Here is a 25,985-nt window from a genome sequence, read left to right on the forward strand (position 1 = left end):
TGAAACGGAGTCCGCGGCTCGATTCGAAATGAACTCGTATTGCGCTATCGCGCGCCGAAGAACGCCGTCTTCTGGGTCTCTTCGGCCTGCAGCCTGGCGCGGACGCGCATCAGGTCCTTCCAGCCGATATAGCCGACGAGGCGCTGATCCTCGCGCGAGATCACAGGCAGATGCGAGACGTTGACCTGCATCAGGCGGTCGGCGAGCCGGTCGAGATATTCGTCGGGATAGGCGACGGTGATCTTGCTGCCGGCCAGCAACTGCTTGAGCGTCGCGGTGCGATGCTTGCCGGCGCGGCGCCAGCGCAGCACGGACGGCGGGTCGATCACGCCGAGCACGTGGTGGTTGGCGTCGACGACGGGAAAGCTGGGGTGAGCTGTCTTCGGGTTGGTCAGGAAGGCGGCCGCGCCATGCAGCGTCATGGTGTCGGCGACGGTCTCGACCGCCTTGGTCATGACGTCGCGCACGCGGGTCAGCGCGAACGGATCGACACGGTACTCGCGCACCAGATGATGGCCGCGCCGAGCCACCTTCTCGGTCAGGATCGAGCGCCGCATCAAAAGCACCGTGACGCCGTGCGCGGTGCCGCAGGCTGCGATCAGCGGCAGCAGCACATGGGTGTTGCCGGTGAGTTCGACGGCGAAGAAGGTCGCGGTCAGCGGCGAGCGCATCGTGCCGCCCATTGTCGCCGCCATCGCCAGCAACGCCCAGAAGCCGGGGCTCGCCGGCGGCAGATAGCCGCTCAGCGCCGTTCCCATCGCGCCGCCCATGATGAGCAGCGGCGCCAGCACGCCGCCCGAGGTGCCCGAGCCGAGCGCGACCGACCAGATCACGGCCTTCACCACGAGCAGCAGCAGCGCGGCCTTCAGCACCACATCGCCTTGCAACATCGACGCGAGGTTGTCGTAGCCGACGCCGAGCGCCTGCGGCTCGATCAAGCCGCCGAGGCCGACCACCAGGCCGCCGATCAGCGGCCACCACATCCAGTGCATCGGCAGCTTGAGGAAGATGTCCTCGCAGCCATAAACCAGCTGGGTGAGCACGCCCGACAGCAGGCCGGAGAGGATCCCGATCAGGATCCAGGCGCCGAGCTGCAGCACCGAGATGTCGACGCCGCCGGTGAACGGAAACAGCGGCGCGGGCATGTGCAGGAAGGTGCGCCCGACCGCTGCCACCACGGCGGCGACGGTGACGGGAATGAAGCTGCGCGGCGTCCATTCGAACAGCAACAGTTCGACCGCGAGCATGATCGCGGCGATCGGCGTTCCGAACACGGTGGTCATGCCGGCGGCGGCGCCCGCCACCAGCAGGGTCTTGCGCTCGTTGTCGCTGACCGGGAGCATCTGCGCGATCAGCGAGCCGATCGCGCCGCCGGTCATGATGATCGGGCCCTCGGCGCCGAACGGGCCGCCGGTGCCGATCGACACCGCCGACGACAACGGCTTCAGGATCGCCACCTTGGGGTCGAGCCGGGAACGGCCGAGCAAGATCGCCTCGATGGCTTCCGGAATGCCGTGGCCGCGGATCTTCTCGCTGCCGAAACGCGCCATCAGCCCGATGATCAGCGAGCCCGCGACCGGCACCAGCACGGTCCAGAGCCCGAGCGGCGAATCCTGCAATTTCAGGTCGGCGAAGCTGAACTGGCCGAAATAGGCGATGTTGGTGGCAAGCTTGATCAGCTGCAGCAGTCCTGCCCCGGCTAGCACGCCTGCGGCGGAGACAAACACGGCGATCGCCGAGATCACCACGACGCGCGGATCGGTCGTGAAGTCGCTCAGGAGGTGGCTGGCCTTCTCGCCGATTTTGGCGGTGTTTGGGGCGGTGCTCGTGGCGGAGACGCTCGATTTGGTGGAAATGGCGCTCATTGGTGGCGTAAGGCTCGGGTGAAGTGGACGCGGCGTCATATCGCATTGCGATATAATTACAAGCGGGAGACATCGAATGGCAGCGTTGAAAGCACCGTCGAAATCGCCGAGGCAGGACCAGAAGCGGGTTCCCAGCCAGGGCGATTACGAAAATTTCGCTATCTGATCCGCCGGTTTCTGGAGTTCAGCCAGGACGCCGCGAAGGCCGCAGGCCTGACACCGCGGCAGCATCAGGCATTGCTGGCGATCCGGGGGTATCCGGGCGGCGGGCCGGTTGCGGTCGGTGATCTGGCCGAACGGCTGCGGCTTCGTCACCACACCACGGTCGAACTGGTCGACCGGCTGTCCGAGGCCGGACTGGTCGAGCGCGTGCTCGATCCCGCCGACCAGCGGCGGGTGCTGCTGAAATTAACCGGCCTTGCGGCCGATCATCTCGCCGAATTGTCGGCGGTCCATCTCGATGAGCTGTCGCGCATCGAGCCGCTCCTGAAGCAGGTGCTGTCGCGACGGTCGGAGTGAGCGCGCTGCGTGCGCAACGTTTCGCGTTTCAGGCGCGCGGGCTGGCGGTCTCGGCCTCGTATCCCGAAGCCTGCGGCTTGCGCTCGGTGACGAGGGCAAGCAGCACGGTCAGCACCATGAACACCACGGAGGCGCCGAACACCCAGTGCGGCATGTGCTGGTCCATGATCCAGCCGAACAGCAGCGGGCTGACGATGCCGCCGAAGTTGAAACCGGTGGAGACGATGCCGAAGGCGCGGCCGGCGGCGCCGGGCGGCGCGGCGTTGCGCACCATCATGTCGCGGGACGGCGCGATCACGCCGCCGAGGAATCCGGCAAGCCCCATCGCCAGCGTGAGCGCCACCGGCGGCAGGTTGAGCAGCGCAATCAGCAGCACGAGGGCGGCGTTGACCGCGAAGCAGCCCGCGGCGACCTGGCCGTGGCGGTGGGTCCAGTCGGCGAGGTAGCCGCCGGCGAGCACGCCGGCCGCGCTGGCGCCGAGGAATGCGGTCAGCGCGATATTGGCCGTCGAGAACGACGCGCCGTAGCCGCCCATCAGTGCGACCACGCCGAAATTGTTGATGCCCGAGGTCGACAGGCTGAGCAGCGTGAAGAAGGCCGTCAGCACCATCAGCGCCGGCGTGATCACGCTCGCCTTCGGCGCGGCGCCCTCCTTTGCCTTGTTCTTGTTGGCGCCGGCATCGGGAATGCCGAGCACGATCAGGAACAGCGCCACCAGCGGCCCGACCGCGCCGGCGACGATCAGCGCGCCGAGGCCGCCGATCGAGGCCACGAGCGCCGCCATGATCGCGGGCGCCACCGCGCCGCCGAGGAATCCGGCGAAGGTGTGGATCGAGAAGGCGCGGCCCATCCGCGCCTCGTCCATATGCGCCGAGAGGATTGCGTAGTCAGCCGGATGATAGACGCTATTGGCGAGGCCCAGCAGCACCGCGCAGACGATCAGCGAGGTATAGCTGAGATGCAGGCCGAGCCCGATCAGCGCGCAACCGCCGACCGTCAGCCCGATGAGGAGGATCTTGCGCGCGCCGATGTGGTCGGCGAGGTAGCCGATCGGCGCCTGGGTCAGCCCGGAGACCACTGCGAACACCGTCAGCGCGAGGCCGAGCTCGACATAGCCGACGCCGAGCTGCTGCTTCAGGAACGGGAACAGCATCGGCAGCACGAAGATATGGAAATGGCTGACCCAATGGGCGACCGAAATCCCCGTCAGCGTGCGCAGCGCACTGTCGGCTTTCGCTTGCTGCGGTGCGGCCAGAACGTCGACCATGTCGTCGAAAACCCCAGTTCCATAGCGTTTTCAAGCGAAGTGGGTACCGGTTCGCGTGAAGAAAACGCGTCAAACAAAATGCCCGGCAGGGCCGGCCGAAAATAGAGATTGGCCGCTAATTGTCTATGAACGCGGGCGCATGGCTGCCCCCGGCGCGGGCGTGCCGGATCGACACATGCGGCATTAAATGCGGCGACAAAGCACGGCGGCACGGCGATGATCGGCCATGATCGACGCCAAAAAGCAGCTCCGCGTGCTGGTGTCGGAGGGCTCCAGCACCTCCGGCCGCGAGGCGATCACGATCCTCGGACTGGCCGGCCATCACGTCGAGGTTTGCGACCCCTCGCGCTGGTGCCTGGCGCGCTACTCGCGCTTTGTCCGCAAATACCACCATTGTCCGCCGCTGCGGTCGGATCCGGCCGGCTTCCTGCGCTTCGTCGAGCGCCTGTTGGCCTCGCGGCATTTCGATGTGCTGCTGCCGACCCATGAACAGGGATTTCTGTTCGCCCGCGCCGCGGCGGGGCTGGCCTCACGTACCGGCCTCGCGCTGCCGGATTTCGCCAGCTATCGCGCCGTGCACAGCAAGGCCGGGTTCAGCCGCCTGCTCGACCGGCTCGGCCTGCCGCAGCCGCCGACCCGGATCGTGAACTCGGCCGAGGAGCTGCGCGAGGCGGTGCGGTTTCCCTCCGTTGTCAAAACGTCGGTCGGCACCGCCAGCCGCGGTGTCTGGTTCGTGCGCGACGCTGGTGATCTCAATCGCGCGCTCTACGACCTCGAATCCTCAGGCGATTTTGCCGGCGAGGTGCTGGCGCAGGATCTGGTCACCGGCACGGTCGAGAAGGCGCAGTCGGTGTTCTGCCACGGCACGCTCGTCGGCTTCCATGCCTACCGCCAGATTGCGGCCGGTGTCGGCGGCGGCGAGGCGATCAAGGAGAGCGTGAGCCGGCCGGCGATCCGCGCCGGCCTCGAGACCATCGGCGCGCATCTTGGTTGGCACGGTGCGCTCTCGGTCGACGTCATCATGCCGCTCGACAGCGCGACGCCGCTGCTGATCGACTGCAACCCACGGCTGGTCGAGCCGATGAACGCCTTTCAGTCGGGCGTCGATCTGGTCGACCTGCTGCTGCGCGTCTCGCGCGGCGAAACGCCGGCGCCGCTGGCCGAGGGGCGCGCCGGGGTGCGGACGCATCTGGCGATGCAGGCGCTGCTCGGCAGTGCGTCGCGCGATGGTACGCGGCGTGACCTGATCCGGGAATGCGGCCGCATCGCCGCGGGCGAAGGGCACTATCGGGGAAGCAGCGAAGAGCTGACGCCGGTGCGGCTCGACTGGCTCAGCGCCGTGCCGCTTGCGATGACGACAGTGCTGCTGCTGGCATCACCGCAGATCGCCTCATCGCTGGCGCGCGGCGGCTTTGGCGCGCATCTGCTCGATCGCGGCAGCATCAAGGCGATCGAGAATGGCGATTTCCGCTAGGATCCCTCCAGCGCGAATTCACCGCACGATCTTGTCTGCGCGCTTCAAGAGCTCCGGTGGAATCTCGACGCCCACGGCCTGGGCCGCCTGGAGATTGAATATCAGCTCTCGCTTGGTGACGACGCCGACTGGCAGGTCGCCCGGCTTCGCGCCCTTGAAAATCTTGTCGGCGAATGTCGCAAACTCGCGCCATGTATCGGCGACGTTGGCCCCATAAGTAATCACCCCGCCGGCGTCCGCCTGGCCGCCGGGAAACATTGCCGGCAAGCGGTTCTTGATGGCCAGTTCACCGACTCGTTTTCGATTGCTCCAGGGCACCGGCACTTCAAGGACCAGCAGCGCCTGCGCGCGCTCCTTTGCCATCCCGGCAATCGCGGCCTCCAGATCGTCTGCACCCTTGACCTTCACGATTTGCGGCTCCACCCCCTGGGCCTTGGCTGCGGCCTCGTTGGCACGATCAATCGGGGCGAGCCCGCGTTCATCCGCGCCGGGGATCGTTTGATCACTGAGAATCGCAACGCGCTTGATCCCGGGGAATGCCTCCTTCAGAAGCTTGAACTGGTCGCTGGCCTGCTGCGGATCGAGGTTGGTGAGGCCCGTGACGTTGCCTCCCGGTTTTTCCATCGAGGCGACAAGCTTCAACGCGACCGGATCGGTCACGATCGCAAAGATCACCGGGATCGTCGACGTGGCTTTCTGCGACGCGACCGACGCCGGGCCGCCGAGTGCGAGGATGACATCCACATTCGCGTCGACCAGCTCCGAGGCGAGGCCCGGAAGGCGCTCGAGCTTCGATTCGGCAAATCGCGGTTCGATGACGATGTCGCGTCCTTCGAGATAGCCGCGCTCGGCGAAGTCGCTCAGAAGGTTCTTCTTGATGGAGTCGAACAGCGGCGACGGGCTGCCGTTGACGAGGATTCCTACTTTCCTGGGGGCCTGTTGCGCATCGGACGGGTCGCACATCGACGCGATCATGCAGAAGACCGTGAGCACCGCCTTCGCAAACCTCATGGCACCGCCCCCGGCAAGGACCCAGCGTCCATGCGAAGCCTAGCATCCAGGGGGTGGGCAACCAATCCGGAAGGGTGGTCCGGCCGATGACCTCGCTGCGACCTAATGTCTGCTTGGCGACGACGAGCCGGGCTCGGTAGCTCGCGAGCTACGAGGCCGCCGCGCGCGACTGCGCGCAGGATCTGTGGATCGATATTCGCCGGGCCTCACAACGGCTCGTCATCATTGCCGTAGCGGTCGAGCTTCGGCGTGGCGATGTCGCCGTCCTCATAGTACTCGTCGTCCTGCAACGCTGCGGGTGGCGGAGGCTTCTTCGACTTGTCGTCGGTCTTGTCCTTGATCTTCGTGCCGCCCTTGGTCTGCTTCCCGGCCTTGGCCATGCGTTTCCCCTGCGCGGGTCAAATCAGCTGCCGGAACTCTACCCCAGTTTCGGTGCGTTTGTAATGTTCGGAGACGGTGCGCGGGGCAGACCCGCCCCACCGGTTCACGCTCTAAAACGTCGCGCCGGCCTTTACCATGTAGGTGCGGCCGGGCAGCGGATAGGCCGAGAAGCGGCCTTCGGTGAACGTGCTCGCGATGGCGTAGTCGTAATAGAGCGCGTTGAACAGGTTGTTCACGCTCAGTGACCAGAAGAAGCGGTCAACTTGCCCGCTCAGCTTGATATCGGCGGTGGCGTTGCCGGGAATCCGGCTCTGGGTGTTGGCCTGATCGTTGTCCATGATGCGCGAGCTCCAGGCCCGCACCGTGGCGTCGAGCACCAGATAGTTCTGCCAGATATTCCAGGTGACGCCGAGATTGCCGGTGTAGCGCGACACCAGCGGCACGTCGTTGCCGGTCCAGATGCCTTCGCGGAACACCGCGCGGGTGATCGCCATGCCGCCGCGCAGGGTCACCGTATCGCTGAACTTGAGCGAGGCACTGGTTTCCGAGCCATAGCGGCGGGTGGGGTCGAGGTTGGTGTTGAAGAACAGCACCGGGTTGAAATGGATCTCGTTCTCGAGATCCATCAGATAGACGCTGGTCTGGACCTGAAACAGGTTGGTCTTGACCCGGAAGCCGCCCTCGACATCCTGCGAGGTCTGGGTCTTGAGCTGGAAATTCTGCGGGATCGGGGCGAAGGTCAGCGGATCGAACGACGGTCCGGATGCGACGCGCTCGTCGACATCGGGCGTGCGGAACGCGCGCGCCGCGCGGCCGAACACCGAGAAGGTGTCGGTCAGGCGATGCTCGGCGCCGACATGCAGGGCGTATTGCGTCTCGTTGCTGTCGAGCGGTGCCGCCTGCGTGTCGAACGCGAATGGCGCATTCGGGTCGTAGCGATCGCGCGCCGAGATGCTGGTATTCTGGACGCGCGCGCCGTAGGAGATGTCGGTCGTTGGCAACAGGCCCAGCGTATGTTGCCAATAGCCGGCCACGCTCTGCTGCTCGATATTGTAGATGTGGAACGGGTCGACGCCCTGATAGGCGCCGCGCGCCTCGCGGAAGCTCGAATCGTAATAGTCGATGCCGGTCAGGATCGTCGACGGCACGCCCAGCATCACATTCTTGACGCTGAGCCGCGGCGTCAGCGACCAGGTCTGCAGCGCGGCATCATTGTAGGTCGAAGCGAAGCTGATGGTCGGCATCGTGCCGAAGAAGCCGCTCTGCGTCTCGCGCTGCCGCCAGCCGCCGTCGACGATGAGGTCGACGCCGTTCATCAGCGTCTTGGTGAAGCCGGCGGTGACGCTGGCGGTCTGCTGGTTGGCATAGTCGAAGGGCGTCGCGGCGCCGCGGCGATCGGTGAGCAGCTCGTTCACGCCGATCGACGGATCGACCAGCCGTCCGCCGGGTAGGCCGAGCTTCTGGTCGCTGCCGGTGACGGTCAGGAAGGCGGTGAGATCAGGCGTCGTGTAGTTGATGTTGCCGACGGCGTTGCGCTGGTCGAGCGCATTGTTGACGCGGTAGCCGTCGGACTTGATGCCATTGCCGTAGAACGAGGTGGACCACGGTCCGGAATTGAGCGCTGCGGAGACCGCGGCCATGCGGGTGTTGAACGAGCCAGCTCCGGCCTCGGCCCGCATCGTCGTCGGCGGGCCGCCGACGCCGGTCTTGGTGATGATGTTGACGACGCCGCCCACCGCATTGTCGCCGTAAAGCACCGCGCCGCTGTTGCCGCGCGTGATCTCGATGCGCTCGATCGAATCGAGCGGAATCGTGGTGAGGTCGAAGCCGGCCTTGTCGACGTCGTTGAGGCGGCGGCCGTTGAGCAGGAACAGCGTATTGTCGGTCGCGAATGCGCCGAAGCCGCGCAGGTCGACCGACGTCTTGGCGCCGTTCGGTCCGCCATAGGGCGTTTGCAGCTGCACGCCCGGCACCTGCGCGAGGATCTCGGGTAACGACTGCACCGGCGAATGCGCGATGTCGTCGGCGGTGATCACGGCCGAGGAGGTGCCGACAATGCCGGCGAACTGGCGGCCGCCGGTGCCGCCCGTTCCGGTGGCCACACCGGTCCCTATCGTGCCCGATCCGGCTCCGCTGCCTGTATTGTTGCCTTGCGAGGTGCCCGGCGCCGGGCGTCGCGGCGCCGGCGCTTCGTCAGCGGCCGGCCTGGCGCGCGTGACGTTCTGGTCGCCCGGCTTGGTGACTTCGATCGCCGGCAGCTGATCGGGAGCGGGTGCCTCCTGCGCCCGCGCTGCGGAGACAAGGAATGCCGGCGCGAGCATCGTCGCCGGCGCGATCATCGTCGACGCGAGCAGAAGCGCGCGGCGCCGCCGATGGAAAGGGAAGGAGAACATAAGCAAGGCCTCGGCAACGTCAGTGGCACGTCACCGCGAACCAGTCTCACCATCGTGCTCACAGCATCAGGTGAAGCTCATGCCTGTACTCCCCGACCGGCAGCATCGCGTGTGACCACGGCTGACGGCAGGTCTCCTGGCTCGCGGGTCGTTACCCTTCGTCGCCTTCCCAGGACCGAGATTCCCAGTGGCCTGTGACGAAGGATTCACCGCATACAGTTGCGGGGGCAGCCGCGGCGTTGGGGAAGTTTCCCCGTACCGCATTCCCTTTTCATCTCATGAAAGAACCGTCATGTTCATCTAGGGTTCGGCCGGGTAGCAAAGTCAATCCGGCGGAAGTCGGGCGGCGGCCGCGCGGCCACGGTTTTTGTCGAGTGTCGCTTGTCTGCCACGGCGATCGCTGTAAGAGCATGGATCCGATGAGCGTGCAGGATTTTGCCTTGGCGGCCGAGGTCGCGGCGCGGCGCCGGTGGGGCGCCACGGCGGCGCTGCTCGCGCTCGTGGTCCTGTTGTGCGTGCTCTCGCTCGGCATCGGGCCGGTGCGGCTGTCGCCGCTCGCGGTGGTCGAGGCGCTGTTCGGCGGCAGCAGCGATGTGGCGCAGGTGATCGTGCGCGAGATCCGCCTGCCGCGCACCATCCTGGCATTTGCGATCGGCGGCATTCTCGGGCTGTCCGGTGCGGCGCTGCAAGGGCTGCTGCGCAATCCGCTGGCCTCGCCGTCGCTATTCGGCGCGCCGCAATCGGCGGCGTTCGGCGCGGTGCTGGTGATCGCGCTGGGCCTCGCCGATGTGCGCTCCTACGCGCTGCCGGTGGTGGCGATCATCGCCGCGTTCGGCTCGGTGTTCGCGCTGCTTGCGATCGCCGGCCGCAATGCCGGGCTGTTGATCCTGATCCTCGCTGGGCTCGCGATCTCGAGCTTTGCGGGAGCCGCGACCGCACTGGTGATGAATCTCTCGAGCAATCCGTTTGTGGTGCTGGAGATCGCGTTCTGGCTGCTCGGCTCGCTGGAGGACCGCAGCTTCCAGCACGTGGCGCTGGCGCTGCCCTTCATCGTCGCGGGCGCCGCCATCCTGCTCAGCCAGGCGAGCGCCTTCCGCGCGCTGACGCTTGGCGAGGAGGCGGCGCAGAGCCTCGGCGTCGACGTCGGGCGGTTGCGGCTCTTCGTGATCACGGGCGTGGCGCTCGGCGTCGGCGGCGCGGTCGCAGTCACCGGCACGATCGGTTTCATCGGCCTCGTCGCGCCGCATCTGATGCGTCCCGTGATCGGTCACGATCCGGCGCGGCTCTTGGTGCCGAGCGCGCTCACCGGCTCGGCGCTGCTGCTCGCCGCCGACATCGCGGTGCGCATCATTCCTTCAACCTCGGACATCAAGGTCGGCGTGCTGACCTCGATCATCGGCGTGCCGTTCTTCCTCTATCTGATCATGCGCGAGCGCCGCGCGCTCGGCGGAGGCGTGGCATGACGCTGCTCTCCGCCGCGGCGCTCAATGCCTCGCTCGGCAGCCGCAAGGTGCTGCACGATGTCTCGCTGTCGCTGCCGTCGGGCCATCTGGTCGCGCTGGTCGGCCCGAACGGCGCCGGCAAGACCACGCTGCTGCGTGCACTGGCCGGGCTGATTTCGTCGGGCGGCGAGATCCGGATCGGCGGCGATCCGCTGGCGTCGCTGCCGCTGCGCGAGCGCGCGAAGCGTTTCGCCTATCTGCCGCAGGGGCACATGGTGCACTGGCCGCTGCCGGCGCGCGACATCGTCGCGCTCGGCCGCTATCCGCACGGCGCGACCGATCCGGCGCGGCTGTCGCAGACGGATATGGAGGCGGTGCTGCGCGCGATGCAAGCGGTCGACGTCACTGAGTTCAGCGATCGCCGCGTCACCGAACTCTCCGGCGGCGAGCGCAGCCGCGTCGCGCTGGCCCGGGTGCTCGCGGTGGAGGCGCCGGTGATCCTCGCCGACGAGCCGACCGCCTCGCTCGATCCACGCCACCAGATCGACGTGATGCAGAAGCTGCGCAACGTCGCCGATGCCGGTGTGCTGGTGATCGTGGTGACGCATGACCTGGGACTCGCCGCGCGCTTCGCCGATCATGTGCTGGTGCTCGCGGAGGGGCGGCTGGCAGCGCAAGGCGCGCCTGTCGAGGCACTGTCGGAGAGCGTCCTCGCCAGCGTGTTCCGGGTCAGCGCCTATCGCGCCGAATTTCAGCGCGAAGCCGTCATCGTGCCGTGGGCGGACGTCTGATGTGGCCACGGCCTCACCACAAGCTCAGTTCACCTCTCCCGCTTACGGGGGAGGTCGCTGCGCTCGACGAGCGCAGCGGGTGGGGGCTCTCTCCACGATATGGCTCGCGGCGAAACCCCCACCCCAACCCTCCCCCGCAAGCGGGAGAGGGGGCGCACCTTCAGCGTGGCAGCCATCTCGCTTCGCTTCATCTTGGAGCGGTGGTCGCCATAGTGCTGTGGCTTATTTCCGCCGGTGCCGCGTTCGCCGCCGGACCGCGCATCGTCTCGATGAATGTCTGCAGCGACCAGCTCGTGCTGTCGCTGGCCGACCCGGATCAGATCATCGGCCTCAGCCGCTTCTCGCGCGATGCCTGGCAATCCTGGGCCGCGGAGAAGGCGCGAAACTTTCCGCGCCTGTCCGGCGAGGCCGAGGACGTGCTGCTGCTCAAGCCCGACCTCGTCGTGGTCAGCCTGTTCGACAAGCGCGCGACCCGTGATCTGTTGAAGGCCCACGGGCTGCACCTCGTCGAATTCACGGTGCCGCGCACGCTGGACGAGGTGAAGGACCAGATCCGCGCGATGGGCGATGTGGTGCAGCACCCCGATCGCGCGGAGGCCGAGATCGCGCGCCTCGATGCGACGATCGCGCATGCGCGGGCGGCGGCAAGCGCGCATCATTACCGCGTGCTGCCACTGGAGCGGCGCGGCTTTGTCTCGGGCGACCATAGCCTGGTCAGCTCGCTGCTGGCGGCAGCCGGCCTCGCCAACGCCGCCGGCGAACTTGGCGTCGGCGCAGGCGGGTTTGCTTCGCTGGAGGCGATCGTAAAACTCCGGCCGGATTTCATCCTGGTGTCGGAAGCCGGCGACCGCGCCGAGGATGACGGTCGCGCCTTCCTGCTGCATCCGGCGCTGGAGCGCTTCTATCCGCAAAGCAAGCGCATCGTGCTGCCGGAGCGGCTCACGGTGTGCGGCGGCGTGATGCTGGCGGATGCGCTGGATCGCCTGACGGAAGAGTTGCAGCGAGTGACGCAGTGACCTTCCAAACCCGTCATCCTGAGGAGCGGCGAAGCCGCGTCTCGAAGGATGCACGGCCCGGATACTTCCAGGAGTTCGCGGAAGGAGTGTGGCCGTCGCCCTTCGAGGCTCGCTTCGCTCGCACCTCAGACGGTGAGATATTTGCGAGCGGGCTAAAGGGTTATGAGACTATCCCATCACCACCGGCCCGCCGGCCTTCTTCCAGGCGTCGATGCCGCCATCGATATGCGCGGTGTTGGCCAGTCCCGCCTTCTTCGCGGCGGCCACCGCCATCGCCGAGCGCTCGCCGAAGGCGCAGAAGAACACGACGCGGCGGCCGGTTGCGGCGGCGACCTCGCGCAGCATGCCGCCGGGCTGCAGGGTGGCGCAAATCCCCGGATAGGGCGCGTGCAGCGCGCCCGCGAGCGTGCCGTGCTTGGCCCGCTCGCCGCTCTCGCGCAAATCGACCAGAAGGATATCGGGGCGGCCGAGGCTCGCGATGGCGTCGCGCGCGCTGAGGGAGAGGCCTTCCTTGGCGAGCTCGTCCTGGTGCAGGCCGACATGCATGTTGGCGGGCACCACGACGTCCATCAGCTTCGGGTTCGGTAAATTGAGGTTGTTCATCAGCTCGACATAGTCGTCGATCGATTTGACCTGCAGCCGCGGATTGTAGCGCTTCTCCTCGCCGATGGTGGAGACGGTGTCGCCCTTGTAGTCATGCGCGGGGAACACCATGGTTTCCTCCGGCAGCTTCAGCAGGCGGTTGAAGATCGAATCGTACTGCGCCCGCGCGCTGCCGTTCTGGAAGTCGGTGCGGCCGGTGCCGCGGATCAGCAGCGTGTCGCCGGTGAAGACGCGGTCGCCCATCAGGTAGCTGTAGGAATCGTCGGTGTGACCGGGCGTGTACAGCGCCTCGAGGCAAAGGCCCTCGATCGTCACCTTGTCGCCGTCGGAGACGCGCATCGACACCACGTCGGCCTTGCTCTGCTCGCCCATGATGGTGATGCACTGGGTGCGGTCGCGCAGCTCGCCGAGGCCGGTGACGTGATCGGCGTGCAGGTGCGTATCGACGGCCTTGACCAGCCTGAGGTCAAGTTCCTGCAGCAGCTTGCAGTAGCGATCGGCCTTCTCCAGCACCGGATCGAGGATCAGTGCCTCGCCGCCGGCGCGGCTCGCGAGCAGATAGCTGTAGGTTCCGGATACGCTGTCGAAGAGCTGGCGAAAGATCATGACGGCTTACCTATTCTCCGGGCCGAGTCACATGGAGGATATTATTCCATAGATAGGGTCCGTTCAAAGCAAATCCATGCCCACCCCAGCCGGATCCCGTCACCCTGAGGAGCGCGCTCTTGCGCGCGTCTCGAAGGGTGGACGGCCCGGGTCTTTCCGCGAATGGGACAAGGCATCTGGGCCGTGCATCCTTCGAGGCTCGCTCCGCTCGCGCCTCAGGATGACGGGATATGCATCGAGGTCGTGGAAGAGACGAAGTTACGGCCGCACGTAACTCCAGCCTGCTCCTGCGGGCGCGCGTTCGCGCGACCCGTTGGCTCGCAATGACGACGGGGCCGTTACGGCCGGACCAGCGTGTATCCGTTCTCGGTGAGCAGCAAGATCTGCGCGACGCCGACCTGCACGGGGGTGGCGGCGGCGATGTAGTCCGGCCGCTTGCCGCTGTCGCGTTCGATCGTGTCGACGGTGTTGAGGCAGATGTCGATCCGCGCGCCCTGCGCGACTAGGCTCTCGACCAGCTTGCGGTTCGGGTTGTCGGGTTTGAGCAGGTCGATGCCCGGGCCGAAGGCGACGATCTCGACCGCGACCTTGTCGGGGTCGTAGTGCTTCATCAGATTGTTGGCGACGCTGATGACGAGGCCTTGCTTCCTCGGATCGTTATCGGAGAGCTGCAGCACGACCTTGTGCTCGGCGAACGGCTTGTCCTGCAACGGCGCCTGCTGGGCACGCGCGAGCGGCGTCGCCAGCGCGAGCGCAGCAAGGCCGAATGCGGCGATCAGCGCGCGGCGCGTCATCCGTGCCTCGCGATGCCCGGGTTGTCCTCGACGCCTTTCAGCGTCACGCCGGGTTCGTCGCGGTTCGGCGGCCGGCCGGAGCGCAGGTGCCTGGCGACGACATCCCAGATCGGCGCGCCGCTCTGCTGGTTGACCGAGGCCCAGCCTGCGACCTTGTAGTGCTTGCCGGCTTCGAGACGCTTGCCGTTGCCCAACTTCAGCTCGGAAATGCGCTTGCCGACAGTCTCGGCCGGCGTGCAGGTGTAGGCGAGGCCGCCGACGCGAACCATGTCGCCGCCCTGCTGATAATAGGGATCGACGTTGAACAGATTGTCGCAGACGTCTTCCAGCACATCCTTGATCTGGCTGCCCGTCATCTTGGCGACGTAGGTCTCCGGATAGGTGATCGCGGTTTCCGACAGCACGTCTTCCATGGTCAGCGGCTGGCCGGCGAGCGTGGTGATGCCCCAGCGGAAGCCCGGCGACAGCGCGATCTCGGCGTCGAGCTCGTTCAGCAGCGCATCGCAGATCAACTGGTCGACGGTGCCGGAGAAATTGCCGCGGCGGTAGAGCAGCCGGTCGGCCGAGGCCAGCTTGTTGTTCCATTCGTCGGCATGCGGATCGCGCATCTTGTCGATCAGCGTCTGCATCGCAGGATCGGGCTTCAGCAGTTCGGCGAACACCGGCAGCAGCCGGTAGCGGACATTGGCGACCTTGCCCTTGGCAAGGTCGAGATCGAGCACGCCGATGAATTTGCCGTTGGAGCCGGCATTGGTCACCAGCGTGACGCCGCCGGCATTGGTCACCGTGATCGGGATCGGGATCGCGTCGTGGGTGTGCCCGCCGAGGATGACGTCGATGCCGGTGACGCGGCTGGCGAGCTTGAGGTCGACATCCATGCCGTTATGCGACAGCAGGATCACCGCCTCGACCTTGTCGTTGTTGCGATGGCCGTCGACGAGCTTCTGCAGCTCCTCGTCGCGGATGCCGAACTTCCAGTCCGGCGTGAAGCGCTTCGGATGCGCGATCGGCACGTAGGGGAAGGCCTGGCCGATGATCGCAACGCGATGGCCGCCGATCTCCTTGATGAAGGACGGCTTGAACACCCGTCCCGAAGCCGGGTCGAACGCCTTGGCGTCGTTGAACGCGGCTTCCTCGGTCAGGAACACGTTCTGCGCCAGGAACTCGCCCTTGAAGCGGGAGAGGTTGTCGCGCAGCACCTGCTCGCCATAGGTGAATTCCCAGTGCCCGGTCATCGCCTCGATGCCGAGCAGATTGGCGGCCTCCACCATGTCGGCGCCGTTCATGGCGTTGGCGAGCGCCGAGCCCTGCCAGAGGTCGCCGCCGTCGAGCAGGATCGAACGCTTTTCGCCGACATCGGCGCGCAGCTTGTCGACTAGTGTCTTCAGGTGGGCGAAGCCGCCGAGCCGGCCGAAGCGGCCGGCGGCCTTCTCGAATTCGACGCAGGTGAAGGCATAGGCGTCGGCGCTGTCGGGCCGGATGCCGAAGCGGTCGAGGAAGGCCTTGCCGACGAGGTGCGGCGGCTGGCCGGCCATCGCGCCGACGCCGAGATTGACGCCGGGCTCGCGGAAGAACACCGGCTTCAGCTGCGCATGCGTATCGGTCATGTGCAGGATGCGGGCGTTGCCGAACCGCTCGAGGTCGTAGACGCTGGCGGTATCGGCGCTACGCGCAAGGCGCGGCAGGCCGGCCGTCAGCGTTGCGGCGGCCGCAGCTTTCAGGAATTCCCGGCGGCGGATGATCATCATTCTCTCCGCGCGGCCCCTGGCCTGCGCGCTCTTAACGAACTTCCATGTCCTTCCAGCGTTCCTTTTCGCTGGTGGCCTGGAAGATCGAGGCCTTTGCCAGTGCCTCGGCCTCCTTGGCCTTGGCGACGGCGGTGTCGAAATCACCAGCCTCACCGGCCTTTTTTGCGGCAGATAGTGTCGAGGCGGTGGTGGTCCACTGGTTGCGCAGGCTGCCTGCCTCCTTGTTGGCGGCTTCGGCGGCGGCGTAGGCGGCCTTGTAGTCGGCCTCGGAGGCGGCGAGGGCGCCGGTCGCCGATGCGATCAGCAGGGCTGATGCTGCGAGGACAGCTTTGATGGCCGCGCTCATGGCCGTGCTCCCGGACCCGAAATCGGCAGCCCGTTGCTGACATAGGACAGATAGTATTCGAGGTTGCGGTACTCGTCGTCCTGCGGATTGAGCGGCACGCCGCGGATCTGGCTGTTGCAGGTGGTGAAGCGGCGGCTGGTCGTGCCCATGCCGCTCCATTCCGAGCGGTAGATCGGCATCGCGTTCAGGATGCCGAGCGCCGGCGCCAGCACTTCGGCGCGGATCCGCTCGCCCGGGCTCTGGATGTGGCAGGTGGCGCAGGAGAAATTGAGCTGGCCGCGGCGGGTGTAGAAATACTCCTTGCCCTTCTGATAGGCCTCGAGCGCGCGCGGATCGTTCGGGATCTTGATGTCCATCGGCTTGCCGCGCGAGGTGAAGGCCATGTAGGCGGTGAGCGCCGCCATGTCGTCCTTCACATAGGAGAACGGCGCCTCGCCATTAGCTTCGCGGCAGCGGTTGAGCGCGAGCTCGAGCGTGACGACCTTGCCTTCCCTCTCGTCGAAATAGGGATAGTTCTGGCGGATACCGATGCCCTTGTTCGGGAAGCAGTCGGCGTAGGTCTTGCCGTTCTTGAACGGCGTCGCGAACATCTCCTTGCCGGCTTCGAGCGAGAACTCGTAGGGCGGAAACTGCTCCTTCTCCTCCCACTGCCTGTGCAGGTCCTCATTCATCGAATAGGGACCGTTGACGAAATCCTCGAGCTTCAGCTTGGGGAATTTGCTGGTGAAGAATTTCTGGAACGCGGCCTTGTCGGCGGCGGGATCGACGGTGTCGGCCGCCCGCGCGGCCGGCGCGAGCGCCAGCACGCCGAGCGCGAACGTCGCGAGTGCTGCACGGATTGCGAGGCGCCGCGTCATTGAATCTTCGCCGTGGCGGTGTCGGTCGCGCCCTTGTTGTCGACCCAGCTGACCTTCAGATCGTCGCCCTTCTTGCCGCCCTTGAAGGCGAACTTGACATAGGGGTCCTTGGAGACGCCGCCGCCCCAGTCGGCGACGAACACCGGCTTGCCGTCATATTCGAAGGTGAGCTGCTGGATGAAATGCGGCGGAATGATCTCGCCCTTGGCGTCCTTGACGAAGCCGGAATCCATCGGATGCTGGATCAGAGCCTGCACCTCGGTGGTGTCGCCGTTTGACGTGGCGCGCACGCGAATGCTCGATGCCATCTGATTATCCCTATTGTTTGCGCATGATCTTGTCGGAAAACCGGTTCCCACTTTTCCGGATCATGCGTACTCAGCCGCCGCAGCCGCCGACGGTGACCTTGATTTCCTTTTTGGCGCTGTAGAGCTTGCCGCCGGCCTCGACGATCGCGGTGACGTTGCTGGTCTTCGCCATCTTGATGCGGTTGGAGACGGTCGGCAGCGTGCCGGCCGGAATCCTGTATGAGGCGACCAGCGAGATCGGATTCTCGCTCACCAGAAACGAGATCGAGGTGACGTCGGCCAGCGTCGTGGTGGCGGAGATCGGCACCACCGCGCCGTTCTCGGCGATCTCCGGCGCATCCATCTTGATCTTGTCTGACGGCTCGGCGGTCTTGCCATAGAGCGCCTTGATCGCGTCGGCCTCGTTCTTCTGCTTGAATGCGTCTTCGGGATATTTGTCGTTGGCGGCGGCGAGCGCCTGCGGCACGTCGAACGGAATGACCCCGAGGCCGATCAGCGCGGCGACGCCGGCGCCCTTCAGCACCATGCGGCGCGCTTTGAAAAATTCGCTGGTCGTGATGTTCATCGAAAAAAATCTCCTCAAGCGACGGTCGCGGCGTCACAGCGTCTGCAGGAAGTCCACCACCGCGTCGATTTCCTTCTCGCTCAAAATCCGGTTTCGGCCGAACGGCGGCATCACCGTCTGCGGATTGCGCCTGGTTTCGTCGGTCACGATCGCGATCAGCTCGTCACGGCTGTATTTGGCCTTCAGGCCGCTCAGCTCGGGGCCGATCGTGCCGGGCAGGTCGCCGCCCTTGATGACGTGGCAGGTCAGGCAATTGCCCTTGCCGCGGTCGAAGGCGAGCTTTTGTCCCTCGGCGGCGGATTGGGCCTTGGCGGGCGCGGCCATGGCGGTGCCCGCCAGCAGCGCCAGGACGAAGGCTGGCTTGGAGAAAGTGGCGATCAAGGACGTTTCCCGGGCTTCAATCTCGATGATCCCATCGCAATATAAAGCGTGGAAAGCACAAAGGCCATCGGCTGGCAACACGGAGAATAGGCGCGTTGCGACGGGGTTAATGCCACAGGGGCAGTCCGGCACTGGAGCGCATGTCCTGCGCCTTCCGCCTGTCATGTTTGTGCGGTTGAGATGTGGCTGAGGCGTAGGGAGAAGCGCGGTGGCGGAATTCGTGGCGGAGTTTGGCAAGGACGGCCGGCCGGTCGAGGCGGACGGGCGGCTCGATGCGCCCGCGTTCCATCGCAACCATCAGCCGATCTGGGCAGTTCTGAAAGATCATCTCGCCGGCCAATCCGGCGACGTGCTGGAAGCCGGCAGCGGCACCGGCCAGCATGTCGTCTATTTCGCCGGTCAGACGCCCGACATCACTTGGTGGCCGAGCGACCTCCATGCGGCGCACCTGCGCAGCATCGAGGCCTGGCGCGCGCATGCCGCCCTTCCGAACATCCGGCCGCCGCAGCCGATCGATCTGTCCGACCCGGCTTGGTCGCCGGCGCCGCCGGACGGCAAAGGTCCGGACAAACTGCTCGCGATCTTCTGCGCCAATGTGATCCACATCGCGCCGTGGCGCGTGGCCGAGGGCCTGTTCGCCGGCGCCGCGCGGCACCTGCGCGCCGACGGCCGGCTGTTGCTCTACGGCCCGTTCAAGCGCGGCGGCAAGCACACCGCGCTCAGCAATGCCGTGTTCGACACGTCGCTGCGCGAGCGCGACGCCGAGTGGGGGGTGCGCGATATCGCCGATCTCGAGACGCTTGCGGAGCGCGTCGGGCTCAAGCTCGCCGGCAGCTTCGAGATGCCGGCCAACAACATGATTTTGGTCTTTGCCCGCAAGTAGCCGCGCTCAATCGTAAGCCAGGCACCAGCCTGGCCCACGCAGCCAGCAACGTTCATCGGGGATCCCGGCGTCGCGATAGAGCTGCGTCACCTTCTGCCAGCCGCCGCGGGCGAAGGCTTCGGCGAGCGTTTTTTCGGACGTCTCGTCCCGGCCGCCGTCGCAGGGAATGATCGCGACCGGTGATATCCAGTCCGCCTGGTACGCTGCCTCCTCGCGCCGGATCCGGAACACGGCGCCGGATCGCGCCACCTGATCCGGCGCGCCGCCCTTGAATCCCTCATCCGAAGTCAGCGGCAGGATCAGGCGGCCGCCGGCGGCGAGCCCGTCGAGCCATCGCGTGGCAGGCCGGGTGCAGCCGGCGTTGACATAGATCACGTCGGCGGACTCGAACGCAACCTGTGTGCCGTCGCCCTGGATGATCTCGACATTTGCGTAAGCGGCGAGATTGGCGCGAGCGTCTGCCGCAAGGTCCGGATCGTATTCGATGCCGGTCACGCGGCCGGACGGTCCGACCAGATGCGCGAGGATCGCGGTGTAGTACCCTGTGCCCGTGCCGATATGCACCACGTGCTCGCCGGCGGCGGCCGCGGCCTGGTGCATGAGATGGGCATGCAGCGAGGGCTGGCCGTTGTTGAGACGCCGCTTGGGGCGCAAGGCGACGAGATCGTTGGTGTAGAGATAGACCGGGTCGGCATCGGGCGTCGGCGCATAGTCGCGGCTCCACCAGCGCAGCATCATCCACGGTCCCGGGCCGACGAAGTGCTCGCGGGGAATGGCGGCGAAGGCCTCCGTCAGCCGCGGATTGATGGTGTTGGCGGCGGCCAGGATCTGCTTGGCATAGGCCGCGCGGACGATGCGGAGTTCGGCTTGCGGGTCCATTGCCGCGCGCTCCCACGATGTCGCGTGTTGTGTGATTTGACACACCGAGGTGTGTGAAATAGCATACTGCGACGACGGAGGCCAGAATGAAGAGACGGCTTTATCCGGCCGTGCTGGAGCGCGGTCCGCGCGGCGCGTTCGGGGCGTGGTTTCCGGACTTTCCCGGCTGCGTCGCCGCGGGACGATCGCAGGAAGACGCGATCGAGCGCGCCGAGCAGACGCTGGCGCAAACCGTCGACGGCTGGGTCGAGCAGGGCAAGCCATTGCCGGAGCCGACCCCGATCGAGCGCATCGTGCCGCCGAAGGGCTCCGACGTCGCCGCCTTCTTCATGGTCGGCGTCGATCCGCCCGACCCGTCCGAGCGCGTCAACGTCTATTTGCCGAAGAGCCTGATCACACGGATCGACAAGCATGCCGCCGGACTCGGCATGAGCCGTTCGAGCTTTTTCGGTTTCGCCGCGACGCTTGCGCTTGAATGGCACGTTCACAAGCCGCACCTCGTCGGGCCGCGCTCCAAGGTGCACAAGACCGGCGCGCTGCGCGCCGAGAAGCGGATGGGCAAGAAGCCGGCGCGGTAGGCGATCGATCATCGAGCGACAGCTCTCTCACCGTCACCCTGAGGAGGCCGCAGAGCGGCCGTCTCGAAGGGTCGACGGTCCGGCTGTTGGCCGTGCATCCTTCGAGACGCGCTACGCGCTCCTCAGAGCCTGACTGAAAAATGGGTGAGTGATCTCAGTGGGGTGTGATTCCATCGGATTTGCAAAGATTCGAGGGAGAGCACGATGCCCTGGACCAAGATCACTCGGGAGCAATATCGGCGGGACGATCTGCGTTATGCAAGCGATATGACCGATGCGGAGTGGGCGGTGATCAGACGCCTGTTGCCGCGAGCGAACCGGCGCGGCCGGCCGCGTAAGACGGAGCTGCGTCGTGTGATCGAAGCGATCCTCTATATCGTTTCGACCGGCTGCCAGTGGCGGGCGTTGCCGCAGGAGTTCCCGCCCTATTCGACGGTGCAGGGCTATTTTTATAGATGGCGGGATACAGGCCGGTGGCAGAGGATTGTCAGCGTGCTTGTCCGACGGGCGCGAAAAAAGCTTGGACGGACACCGAAGCCGACGGCAGCCGTGATCGACAGTCAAAGTGCGCCAACCACGCAAGCTGGCGGACCGCGCGGCTACGATGCAGGCAAGCGCATCTACGGCCGCAAGCGGCATATCGTGACGGATACCAATGGCCTCCTCCTTGGGGTTCATGTTCATCCGGCCAACGTTCAGGACTGCCATGGCGCCGTACCGCTGCTGAAGAACGTGCGGATGAACTTCCCCCGGCTGCGCCACGTCTTTGCCGACCGGATCTACCGCGGAAATCAACTCCTCGACGCGCTCTCAGACTGCGGTCCATGGACTGTCGAGATCGTCGAGCGGCCTCAAGGCGTCAAAGGCTTCCAGCTTCTGCCGAGGCGGTGGGTGGTTGAACGCACATTCGCTTGGTTCGGCAGATGCCGCCGCCTCGCCAAGGACTTCGAGGCGACGGCGGCAACCGAAGCTGCCTGGCTGCTGATTGCACACATCAGGCTCCTGACCCGCAGACTCGCGGCTGCAGCTAAGGTTGGGTGATTTATGAGTCAGACTCTCAGGATGACGGTACTGATAGAAGTGCCGGGCTGCTGTGACGTCACTCTGTGAGAGCAAGCGATCCCCTCGTGCGCCTCCTGCATGGCGTACGTCCGTTTGCGCCGGTTGATCGGCCTCGACCCGCTCTCCATAGTGCGCCCGATTGGGGGCTCCCGCCGGGGCTTCGGGGCGGGACCACCGATGATTGACGTGACGGCTGCGGATGAGGCGAGCGACGACGCGCGGGCGCGCAGCAATGTGTGGCGGCTTGCGGCGGCGCAGGCGCTGACCGGCGCCAATTCGGCGGTGATCTTCGCCACCGGCTCGATCGTCGGCGCGACGCTGGCACCCGACGTCTCGCTCGCGACGGTGCCGCTCTCGATGTATGTGCTCGGGCTTGCCGCCGGCACGCTGCCGACCGGCGCGATCTCGCGCGCCTATGGCAGGCGCGTCGCCTTCATCATCGGCACCTTCTGCGGCACGCTCACCGGCGCGCTCGGCGCCTGGGCGATCCTGCATTCATCGTTCTGGCTGTTCTGCGGCGCGACCTTCCTCGGCGGGCTCTACGGCGCCGTCGCGCAGTCCTACCGATTTGCTGCGGCCGATGGCGCCAGTGTCGCGTTCCGGCCCAAGGCGGTGTCCTGGGTGATGGCCGGCGGCGTGTTCGCCGGCGTGCTCGGGCCGCAGCTCGTGCAATGGACCATGGACATCTGGCCGCCCTATCTGTTCGCGTTCTCCTTCGTGATGCAGGCGCTGGTCGCGCTGGTGGCGATGGCGGTGCTCTCGGGCGTCGACGCGCCGAAGCCTGCGGCGGCGGACCTGCATGGCGGCCGCCCGCTGCTCGAGATCGCAAAGCAGCCGCGCTTCATCGCCGCGGCGCTGTGCGGCGTGATCGCCTATCCGATGATGAATCTGGTGATGACCTCGGCGCCGCTCGCCATGAAGATGTGCGGGCTGTCGGTCAGCGATTCCAATTTCGGCATCCAGTGGCACATCGTCGCGATGTACGGCCCGAGCTTCTTCACGGGCTCCTTGATCGCGCGGTTCGGCGCGCCCGTGATCGTCGCGCTCGGGCTGGCGCTCGAGGCGGTCGCCGCGATGATCGGACTGTCAGGCGTCACTGCGCCGCACTTCTGGGCGACGCTGTTCGTGCTCGGGATCGGCTGGAATTTTGCGTTCGTTGGCGCTTCCGCGCTGGTGCTGGAAACGCACCGGCCGCAGGAGCGCAACAAGGTGCAGGCGTTCAACGATTTCCTCGTGTTCGGCATGATGGCGATCGGCTCGTTCTCGTCGGGCCAGCTGCTCGCGCATTACGGCTGGAATGCCGTCAACTGGGTGGTGTTCCCGCCTGTGCTGCTCGGCCTTGCCGTGCTTTCGTTCGCTTCATTCGCCAAGCGACACGCGAAATTGCGCGCGGTGGAAGAAATCCCGGATCCCAGCATCTAAAGCTTGTCGTTTGACCATGGTCTGTTCGGAAAACCGCTTCGCACTTTTCCGGACCATGCTGCTGCCAATTGCTGACACTTCGATCAGCTTCGAAATGATCCGCTTGCAACGCTGTTCACATCATGGGATCGGGTTGGTCCGGCCATGACGATGTGAGAAGCAAGAGCAAGAAATGGACGCATCCTCAGCCACGCTGCCTGATGAATCCTCGCTTGGCTACGAAGGTTGGCGCATCGTCGTCGTCTGCTTCCTGCTTGCGACCTTCGGCTGGGGATTGGGCTTCTACGGCCAGAGCGTCTATGTTGCCGAGCTGCAGCGGCTGCACGGTTGGCCGGCGTCGCTGATTTCGTCGGGCACGACCTTCTTCTATCTGTTCGGCGCCGCGCTGGTCGCCTTCGTCAGCGAGGCGATCAAGGCGTTCGGCGCGCGCAGCTGCCTGATCGCCGGCACCTTTGCGATGGCGATCGCGGCGGTTGCGATCGGCGAGGTGCGCGAGCCCTGGCAACTCTATCTTGCCGATGCGCTGCTGGCGTTCGGCTGGGCCGGCACCAGCCTCGGCATCATCACCAACACGCTCGGCCTGTGGTTCGACAAGAAGCGCGGCATGGCGATCAGCCTGGCGCTGAACGGCGCGAGCTTCGGCGGCATCGTCGGCGTGCCGCTGCTGGTGGCGGGGATCGGCACGTTCGGCTTCTCCGGCGCGATGATCGCGGCCGCGGCGCTGCTGATCGTGGTGATGGTGCCTGTCATCCTGATCTTTGTCGGGCGGCCGCCGGCGCATCTGCACGCGGTCACGGCCGCCGCTGCCGACGCGCCGTCAGCGACCCAGGTGCGCAGCCGGGCGCTGCGCGACATCCGCTTCCTCTCGGTCTCGATTGCCTTCGCGCTGGTGCTGTTCGCCCAGGTCGGCTTCATCGTGCATCTGATCGCCTATCTCGATCAGGTAATCGGCCGCGAGCGCGCGACGGTGGCGATGGCGCTCTTGACCGCGATGGCCGTGGTCGGGCGCGTCTCGTTCTCCTTCGTGATCGACCGGCTCAACCAGCGGCTGGCATCGGCGCTGTCTTTTATCAGCCAGGCGGTCGCGCTCGCCGTCATCATCAATGTGCACAATGACGTGGCGCAGATCGCCGCCTGCGCGCTGTTCGGCTTCTCGGTCGGCAATCTGATCACGCTGCCGGCGCTGATCGTGCAGCGCGAGTTCGATCCGCGTGCGTTCGGCGTGCTGGTCAGCCTGATCACCGCGATCAACCAGATCACCTACGCCTTCGGCCCCGGCGTGGTCGGGCTGCTGCGCGATCTCTCGGGCAGCTATTCGCTGCCGTTCTACGGCTGCATTGGCCTGGAGCTGATCGCGGCGGCGACGATCATGGCGAAAGGGAAGTAGCTTTCCACCTCCCCTTGAAAAGGGGAGGTCGCTTTGCTCACAGAGCAAAGCGGGTGGGGATCTGCTCTCTCCGCTTGCAACATCGCCTGCGGCTGACCCCCATCCCGACCTTCCCCCTTTCAGGGCAGGGGTGTCCGGGGAATGATTCACTGTGTCGCGGTGCATGCTCGGCAGGACCGAGGCAAATCGGTCTTTTCTGGTTGTCGAGACACAGAGGGCCGAGCATGCGATATCGCGGTAGCATTTTTGGAAGGCTGCTTGAACCGATCAATCGACGGCAGTTTCAGACGGTTGTGGATCGTCTGGACGGGGATGCCTACGACAAGTCGTTCAGGAGCTGGGATCATCTGGTGGCGCTGATCTATGCCCAGCTTAGCGGCAACAGCAGTCTGCGCGGGGTGGTGACTGGCTTCAACGCCAATTCGCAGCATCACTATCACTTGGGAACCGGCAAGCTGTCGCGCTCGACGTTGTCCGATGCCAATGCCCGCCGTCCGATCGGCATTTTCGCGCAAACCTTTGCGGCGCTGTCGGCGATGGCGCGTCGCCAGCTGCGGAGTGAAGGCATGGAGATGGTGCGTCTGATCGACGCCAGTCCGATCCCGCTCGGCAAGGTCTGCAGTTGGGCGACGTGGAACGGCCGCATCCGCGGCATGAAGCTGCATGTCGTCTACGACCCAAGGAGCGATGTCCCGACCTGCGTCGAGATGACGGCCGCGAACGTCAATGACATCGAGATCGGCCGACAGACCCCAATCCAGCCCGCCACCACCTATGTGTTTGACAAGGGCTATTGCCGTTTCGACTGGTGGCAGAAGATCAATGATAGCAAGGCTTTCTTCGTTACCCGGGCGAAGACGAGCATCCGTCTTCGCTCGCTCAGGCATCGCGCCATCCGCAAGCGTAACGGGGATGGCTTCGAAATCCTTGCCGATGACGAGGTGAAGCTCACCAGCAAGGGCGATTCGCGCCTTCCAATCCCGCTCCGCCGCATCAAGATCAGACGCGAGAAAGGCGGCAAGATCACACTCCTGACCAACGACCTTGCCCGTAGCGCCGTCGAGATCGCCGCCCTCTACAAGAGCCGATGGCAAATCGAGCTGCTGTTCCGCTGGATCAAGCAGCATCTCGATATTCGCAAGTTCCTCGGCGCCAACGACAACGCGATCCGCCTTCAGGTGCTCGCTGCGATGATTGCCTACCTGCTGCTGCGCATCGCCGCTCACACCAACTGCATCAAAATGCTCCCGCTCAGGTTCGCCGAACTCGTCGGCCAGCTCCTGCTCACGCGTCGATCCCTCGCTGCCATCGACAAACCTCCGCCCATCAACCCCAGCCGTCGGAAATCAACCATCTCACCTGACCAGATGGAGCTCCGCTATGCCTGAATTTCCCCGGACACCCCTG

General features: G+C 65.7%; 25 protein-coding genes and 1 riboswitch. Of the genes, 11 read left to right on the forward strand and 14 right to left on the reverse strand.

The genetic code is table 11. From position 1 onward, the window contains the following. Positions 1–44 precede the first annotated feature (44 nt). The gene (locus J2R80_RS08825; protein ID WP_253588622.1) at positions 45–1,865 is read right to left on the reverse strand and encodes a chloride channel protein; all 1,821 of its coding nucleotides are present in this window, start codon (positions 1,863–1,865) and stop codon (positions 45–47) included. Between the two features lie 102 nt (positions 1,866–1,967). On the opposite strand from J2R80_RS08825, the gene J2R80_RS08830 reads away from it, so the two are divergent. Continuing rightward, positions 1,968–2,384, forward strand: a complete 417-nt coding sequence (locus J2R80_RS08830; protein WP_253590538.1) for a helix-turn-helix domain-containing protein — start codon at positions 1,968–1,970, stop codon at positions 2,382–2,384. Positions 2,385–2,412: 28 nt separating this feature from the next. Here J2R80_RS08830 and J2R80_RS08835 read toward each other — a convergent pair whose 3' ends face one another. Beyond that, positions 2,413–3,651, reverse strand: coding sequence for an MFS transporter (locus J2R80_RS08835; RefSeq protein ID WP_253588623.1), 1,239 nt, complete (start codon positions 3,649–3,651; stop codon positions 2,413–2,415). A 226-nt stretch (positions 3,652–3,877) separates the two neighbouring features. On the opposite strand from J2R80_RS08835, the gene J2R80_RS08840 reads away from it, so the two are divergent. After that, entirely contained in the window at positions 3,878–5,125 is a 1,248-nt protein-coding gene (locus J2R80_RS08840) for a hypothetical protein (protein WP_229192945.1), read from the forward strand. Positions 5,126–5,143: 18 nt separating this feature from the next. Here J2R80_RS08840 and J2R80_RS08845 read toward each other — a convergent pair whose 3' ends face one another. The 3 genes from J2R80_RS08845 to J2R80_RS08855 form a co-directional block, all read right to left on the reverse strand. Further along, positions 5,144–6,136, reverse strand: a complete 993-nt coding sequence (locus J2R80_RS08845; RefSeq protein WP_253638377.1) for an ABC transporter substrate-binding protein — start codon at positions 6,134–6,136, stop codon at positions 5,144–5,146. 206 nt (positions 6,137–6,342) lie between these two features. Beyond that, positions 6,343–6,516, reverse strand: a complete 174-nt coding sequence (locus J2R80_RS08850; protein ID WP_168858599.1) for a hypothetical protein — start codon at positions 6,514–6,516, stop codon at positions 6,343–6,345. Positions 6,517–6,627: 111 nt separating this feature from the next. Then, positions 6,628–8,910, reverse strand: coding sequence for a TonB-dependent receptor (locus tag J2R80_RS08855; protein ID WP_253638378.1), 2,283 nt, complete (start codon positions 8,908–8,910; stop codon positions 6,628–6,630). A gap of 108 nt (positions 8,911–9,018) precedes the next feature. After that, positions 9,019–9,217, reverse strand: a riboswitch (cobalamin riboswitch). A gap of 112 nt (positions 9,218–9,329) precedes the next feature. Here J2R80_RS08855 and J2R80_RS08860 point away from each other — a divergent pair. The 3 genes from J2R80_RS08860 to J2R80_RS08870 all read left to right on the forward strand — a co-directional run bounded on the left by J2R80_RS08860 (position 9,330) and on the right by J2R80_RS08870 (position 12,159). Further along, positions 9,330–10,373: an iron ABC transporter permease gene (locus J2R80_RS08860; protein ID WP_253638379.1), complete on the forward strand. Its 1,044-nt coding sequence runs from the start codon at positions 9,330–9,332 to the stop codon at positions 10,371–10,373. Further along, positions 10,370–11,143, forward strand: coding sequence for an ABC transporter ATP-binding protein (locus J2R80_RS08865; RefSeq protein WP_253638380.1), 774 nt, complete (start codon positions 10,370–10,372; stop codon positions 11,141–11,143). Before J2R80_RS08860 ends, J2R80_RS08865 begins: the two co-directional genes overlap by 4 nt. Before the next feature lie 269 nt (positions 11,144–11,412). Beyond that, entirely contained in the window at positions 11,413–12,159 is a 747-nt protein-coding gene (locus J2R80_RS08870) for an ABC transporter substrate-binding protein (protein ID WP_253640950.1), read from the forward strand. Between the two features lie 168 nt (positions 12,160–12,327). Here J2R80_RS08870 and J2R80_RS08875 read toward each other — a convergent pair whose 3' ends face one another. The 8 genes from J2R80_RS08875 to soxX form a co-directional block, all read right to left on the reverse strand. After that, the gene (locus J2R80_RS08875; RefSeq protein WP_076834892.1) at positions 12,328–13,368 is read right to left on the reverse strand and encodes an MBL fold metallo-hydrolase; all 1,041 of its coding nucleotides are present in this window, start codon (positions 13,366–13,368) and stop codon (positions 12,328–12,330) included. Between the two features lie 338 nt (positions 13,369–13,706). Continuing rightward, positions 13,707–14,162 (reverse strand): hypothetical protein, encoded by a 456-nt coding sequence (locus J2R80_RS08880; protein WP_253638381.1) that lies wholly within the window; start codon positions 14,160–14,162, stop codon positions 13,707–13,709. Continuing rightward, a complete protein-coding gene (gene soxB, locus J2R80_RS08885; protein ID WP_076834894.1) occupies positions 14,159–15,907 on the reverse strand; it encodes a thiosulfohydrolase SoxB in 1,749 nt (582 codons plus the stop codon). The genes J2R80_RS08880 and soxB overlap by 4 nt, the downstream gene beginning before the upstream one ends. Positions 15,908–15,941: 34 nt before the next feature. Next, the gene (locus J2R80_RS08890; RefSeq protein ID WP_245311939.1) at positions 15,942–16,256 is read right to left on the reverse strand and encodes a hypothetical protein; all 315 of its coding nucleotides are present in this window, start codon (positions 16,254–16,256) and stop codon (positions 15,942–15,944) included. Then, entirely contained in the window at positions 16,253–17,113 is an 861-nt protein-coding gene (gene soxA / locus J2R80_RS08895) for a sulfur oxidation c-type cytochrome SoxA (protein WP_253638382.1), read from the reverse strand. The genes J2R80_RS08890 and soxA overlap by 4 nt, the downstream gene beginning before the upstream one ends. Continuing rightward, entirely contained in the window at positions 17,110–17,421 is a 312-nt protein-coding gene (gene soxZ / locus J2R80_RS08900) for a thiosulfate oxidation carrier complex protein SoxZ (RefSeq protein ID WP_057021236.1), read from the reverse strand. Before soxZ ends, soxA begins: the two co-directional genes overlap by 4 nt. Positions 17,422–17,491: 70 nt before the next feature. After that, complete coding sequence (soxY, locus tag J2R80_RS08905; RefSeq protein WP_057021237.1) at positions 17,492–17,986, reverse strand: thiosulfate oxidation carrier protein SoxY; 495 nt, start codon at positions 17,984–17,986, stop codon at positions 17,492–17,494. 33 nt (positions 17,987–18,019) lie between these two features. Beyond that, positions 18,020–18,310 carry a sulfur oxidation c-type cytochrome SoxX gene (soxX, locus tag J2R80_RS08910; RefSeq protein ID WP_076834955.1) on the reverse strand — a complete coding sequence of 97 codons (291 nt, stop codon included), beginning with the start codon at positions 18,308–18,310 and terminating at the stop codon, positions 18,020–18,022. Between the two features lie 265 nt (positions 18,311–18,575). On the opposite strand from soxX, the gene J2R80_RS08915 reads away from it, so the two are divergent. After that, the gene (locus tag J2R80_RS08915) at positions 18,576–19,250 is read left to right on the forward strand and encodes a DUF938 domain-containing protein (protein WP_253638383.1); all 675 of its coding nucleotides are present in this window, start codon (positions 18,576–18,578) and stop codon (positions 19,248–19,250) included. Positions 19,251–19,256: 6 nt separating this feature from the next. Here J2R80_RS08915 and J2R80_RS08920 read toward each other — a convergent pair whose 3' ends face one another. Continuing rightward, entirely contained in the window at positions 19,257–20,129 is an 873-nt protein-coding gene (locus J2R80_RS08920; protein WP_253638384.1) for a protein-L-isoaspartate O-methyltransferase, read from the reverse strand. An 86-nt stretch (positions 20,130–20,215) separates the two neighbouring features. Here J2R80_RS08920 and J2R80_RS08925 point away from each other — a divergent pair, with 86 nt between their 5' ends. From J2R80_RS08925 to J2R80_RS08945, 5 genes are all read left to right on the forward strand, one after another. Beyond that, a complete protein-coding gene (locus tag J2R80_RS08925) occupies positions 20,216–20,707 on the forward strand; it encodes a type II toxin-antitoxin system HicB family antitoxin (protein ID WP_253638385.1) in 492 nt (163 codons plus the stop codon). A gap of 204 nt (positions 20,708–20,911) precedes the next feature. Then, positions 20,912–21,748 carry an IS5 family transposase gene (locus J2R80_RS08930; RefSeq protein WP_253587672.1) on the forward strand — a complete coding sequence of 279 codons (837 nt, stop codon included), beginning with the start codon at positions 20,912–20,914 and terminating at the stop codon, positions 21,746–21,748. A 198-nt stretch (positions 21,749–21,946) separates the two neighbouring features. Beyond that, positions 21,947–23,191 (forward strand): MFS transporter, encoded by a 1,245-nt coding sequence (locus J2R80_RS08935; protein ID WP_253638386.1) that lies wholly within the window; start codon positions 21,947–21,949, stop codon positions 23,189–23,191. A 172-nt stretch (positions 23,192–23,363) separates the two neighbouring features. Further along, a complete protein-coding gene (locus J2R80_RS08940) occupies positions 23,364–24,578 on the forward strand; it encodes an MFS transporter (protein WP_168859285.1) in 1,215 nt (404 codons plus the stop codon). Between the two features lie 224 nt (positions 24,579–24,802). After that, a complete protein-coding gene (locus tag J2R80_RS08945; RefSeq protein ID WP_057015126.1) occupies positions 24,803–25,966 on the forward strand; it encodes an IS4 family transposase in 1,164 nt (387 codons plus the stop codon). Positions 25,967–25,985: the final 19 nt, after the last annotated feature.

The sequence above is a fragment of the Bradyrhizobium sp. USDA 4541 genome, from assembly GCF_024171085.1.
GTDB lineage: Bacteria > Pseudomonadota > Alphaproteobacteria > Rhizobiales > Xanthobacteraceae > Bradyrhizobium > Bradyrhizobium australafricanum.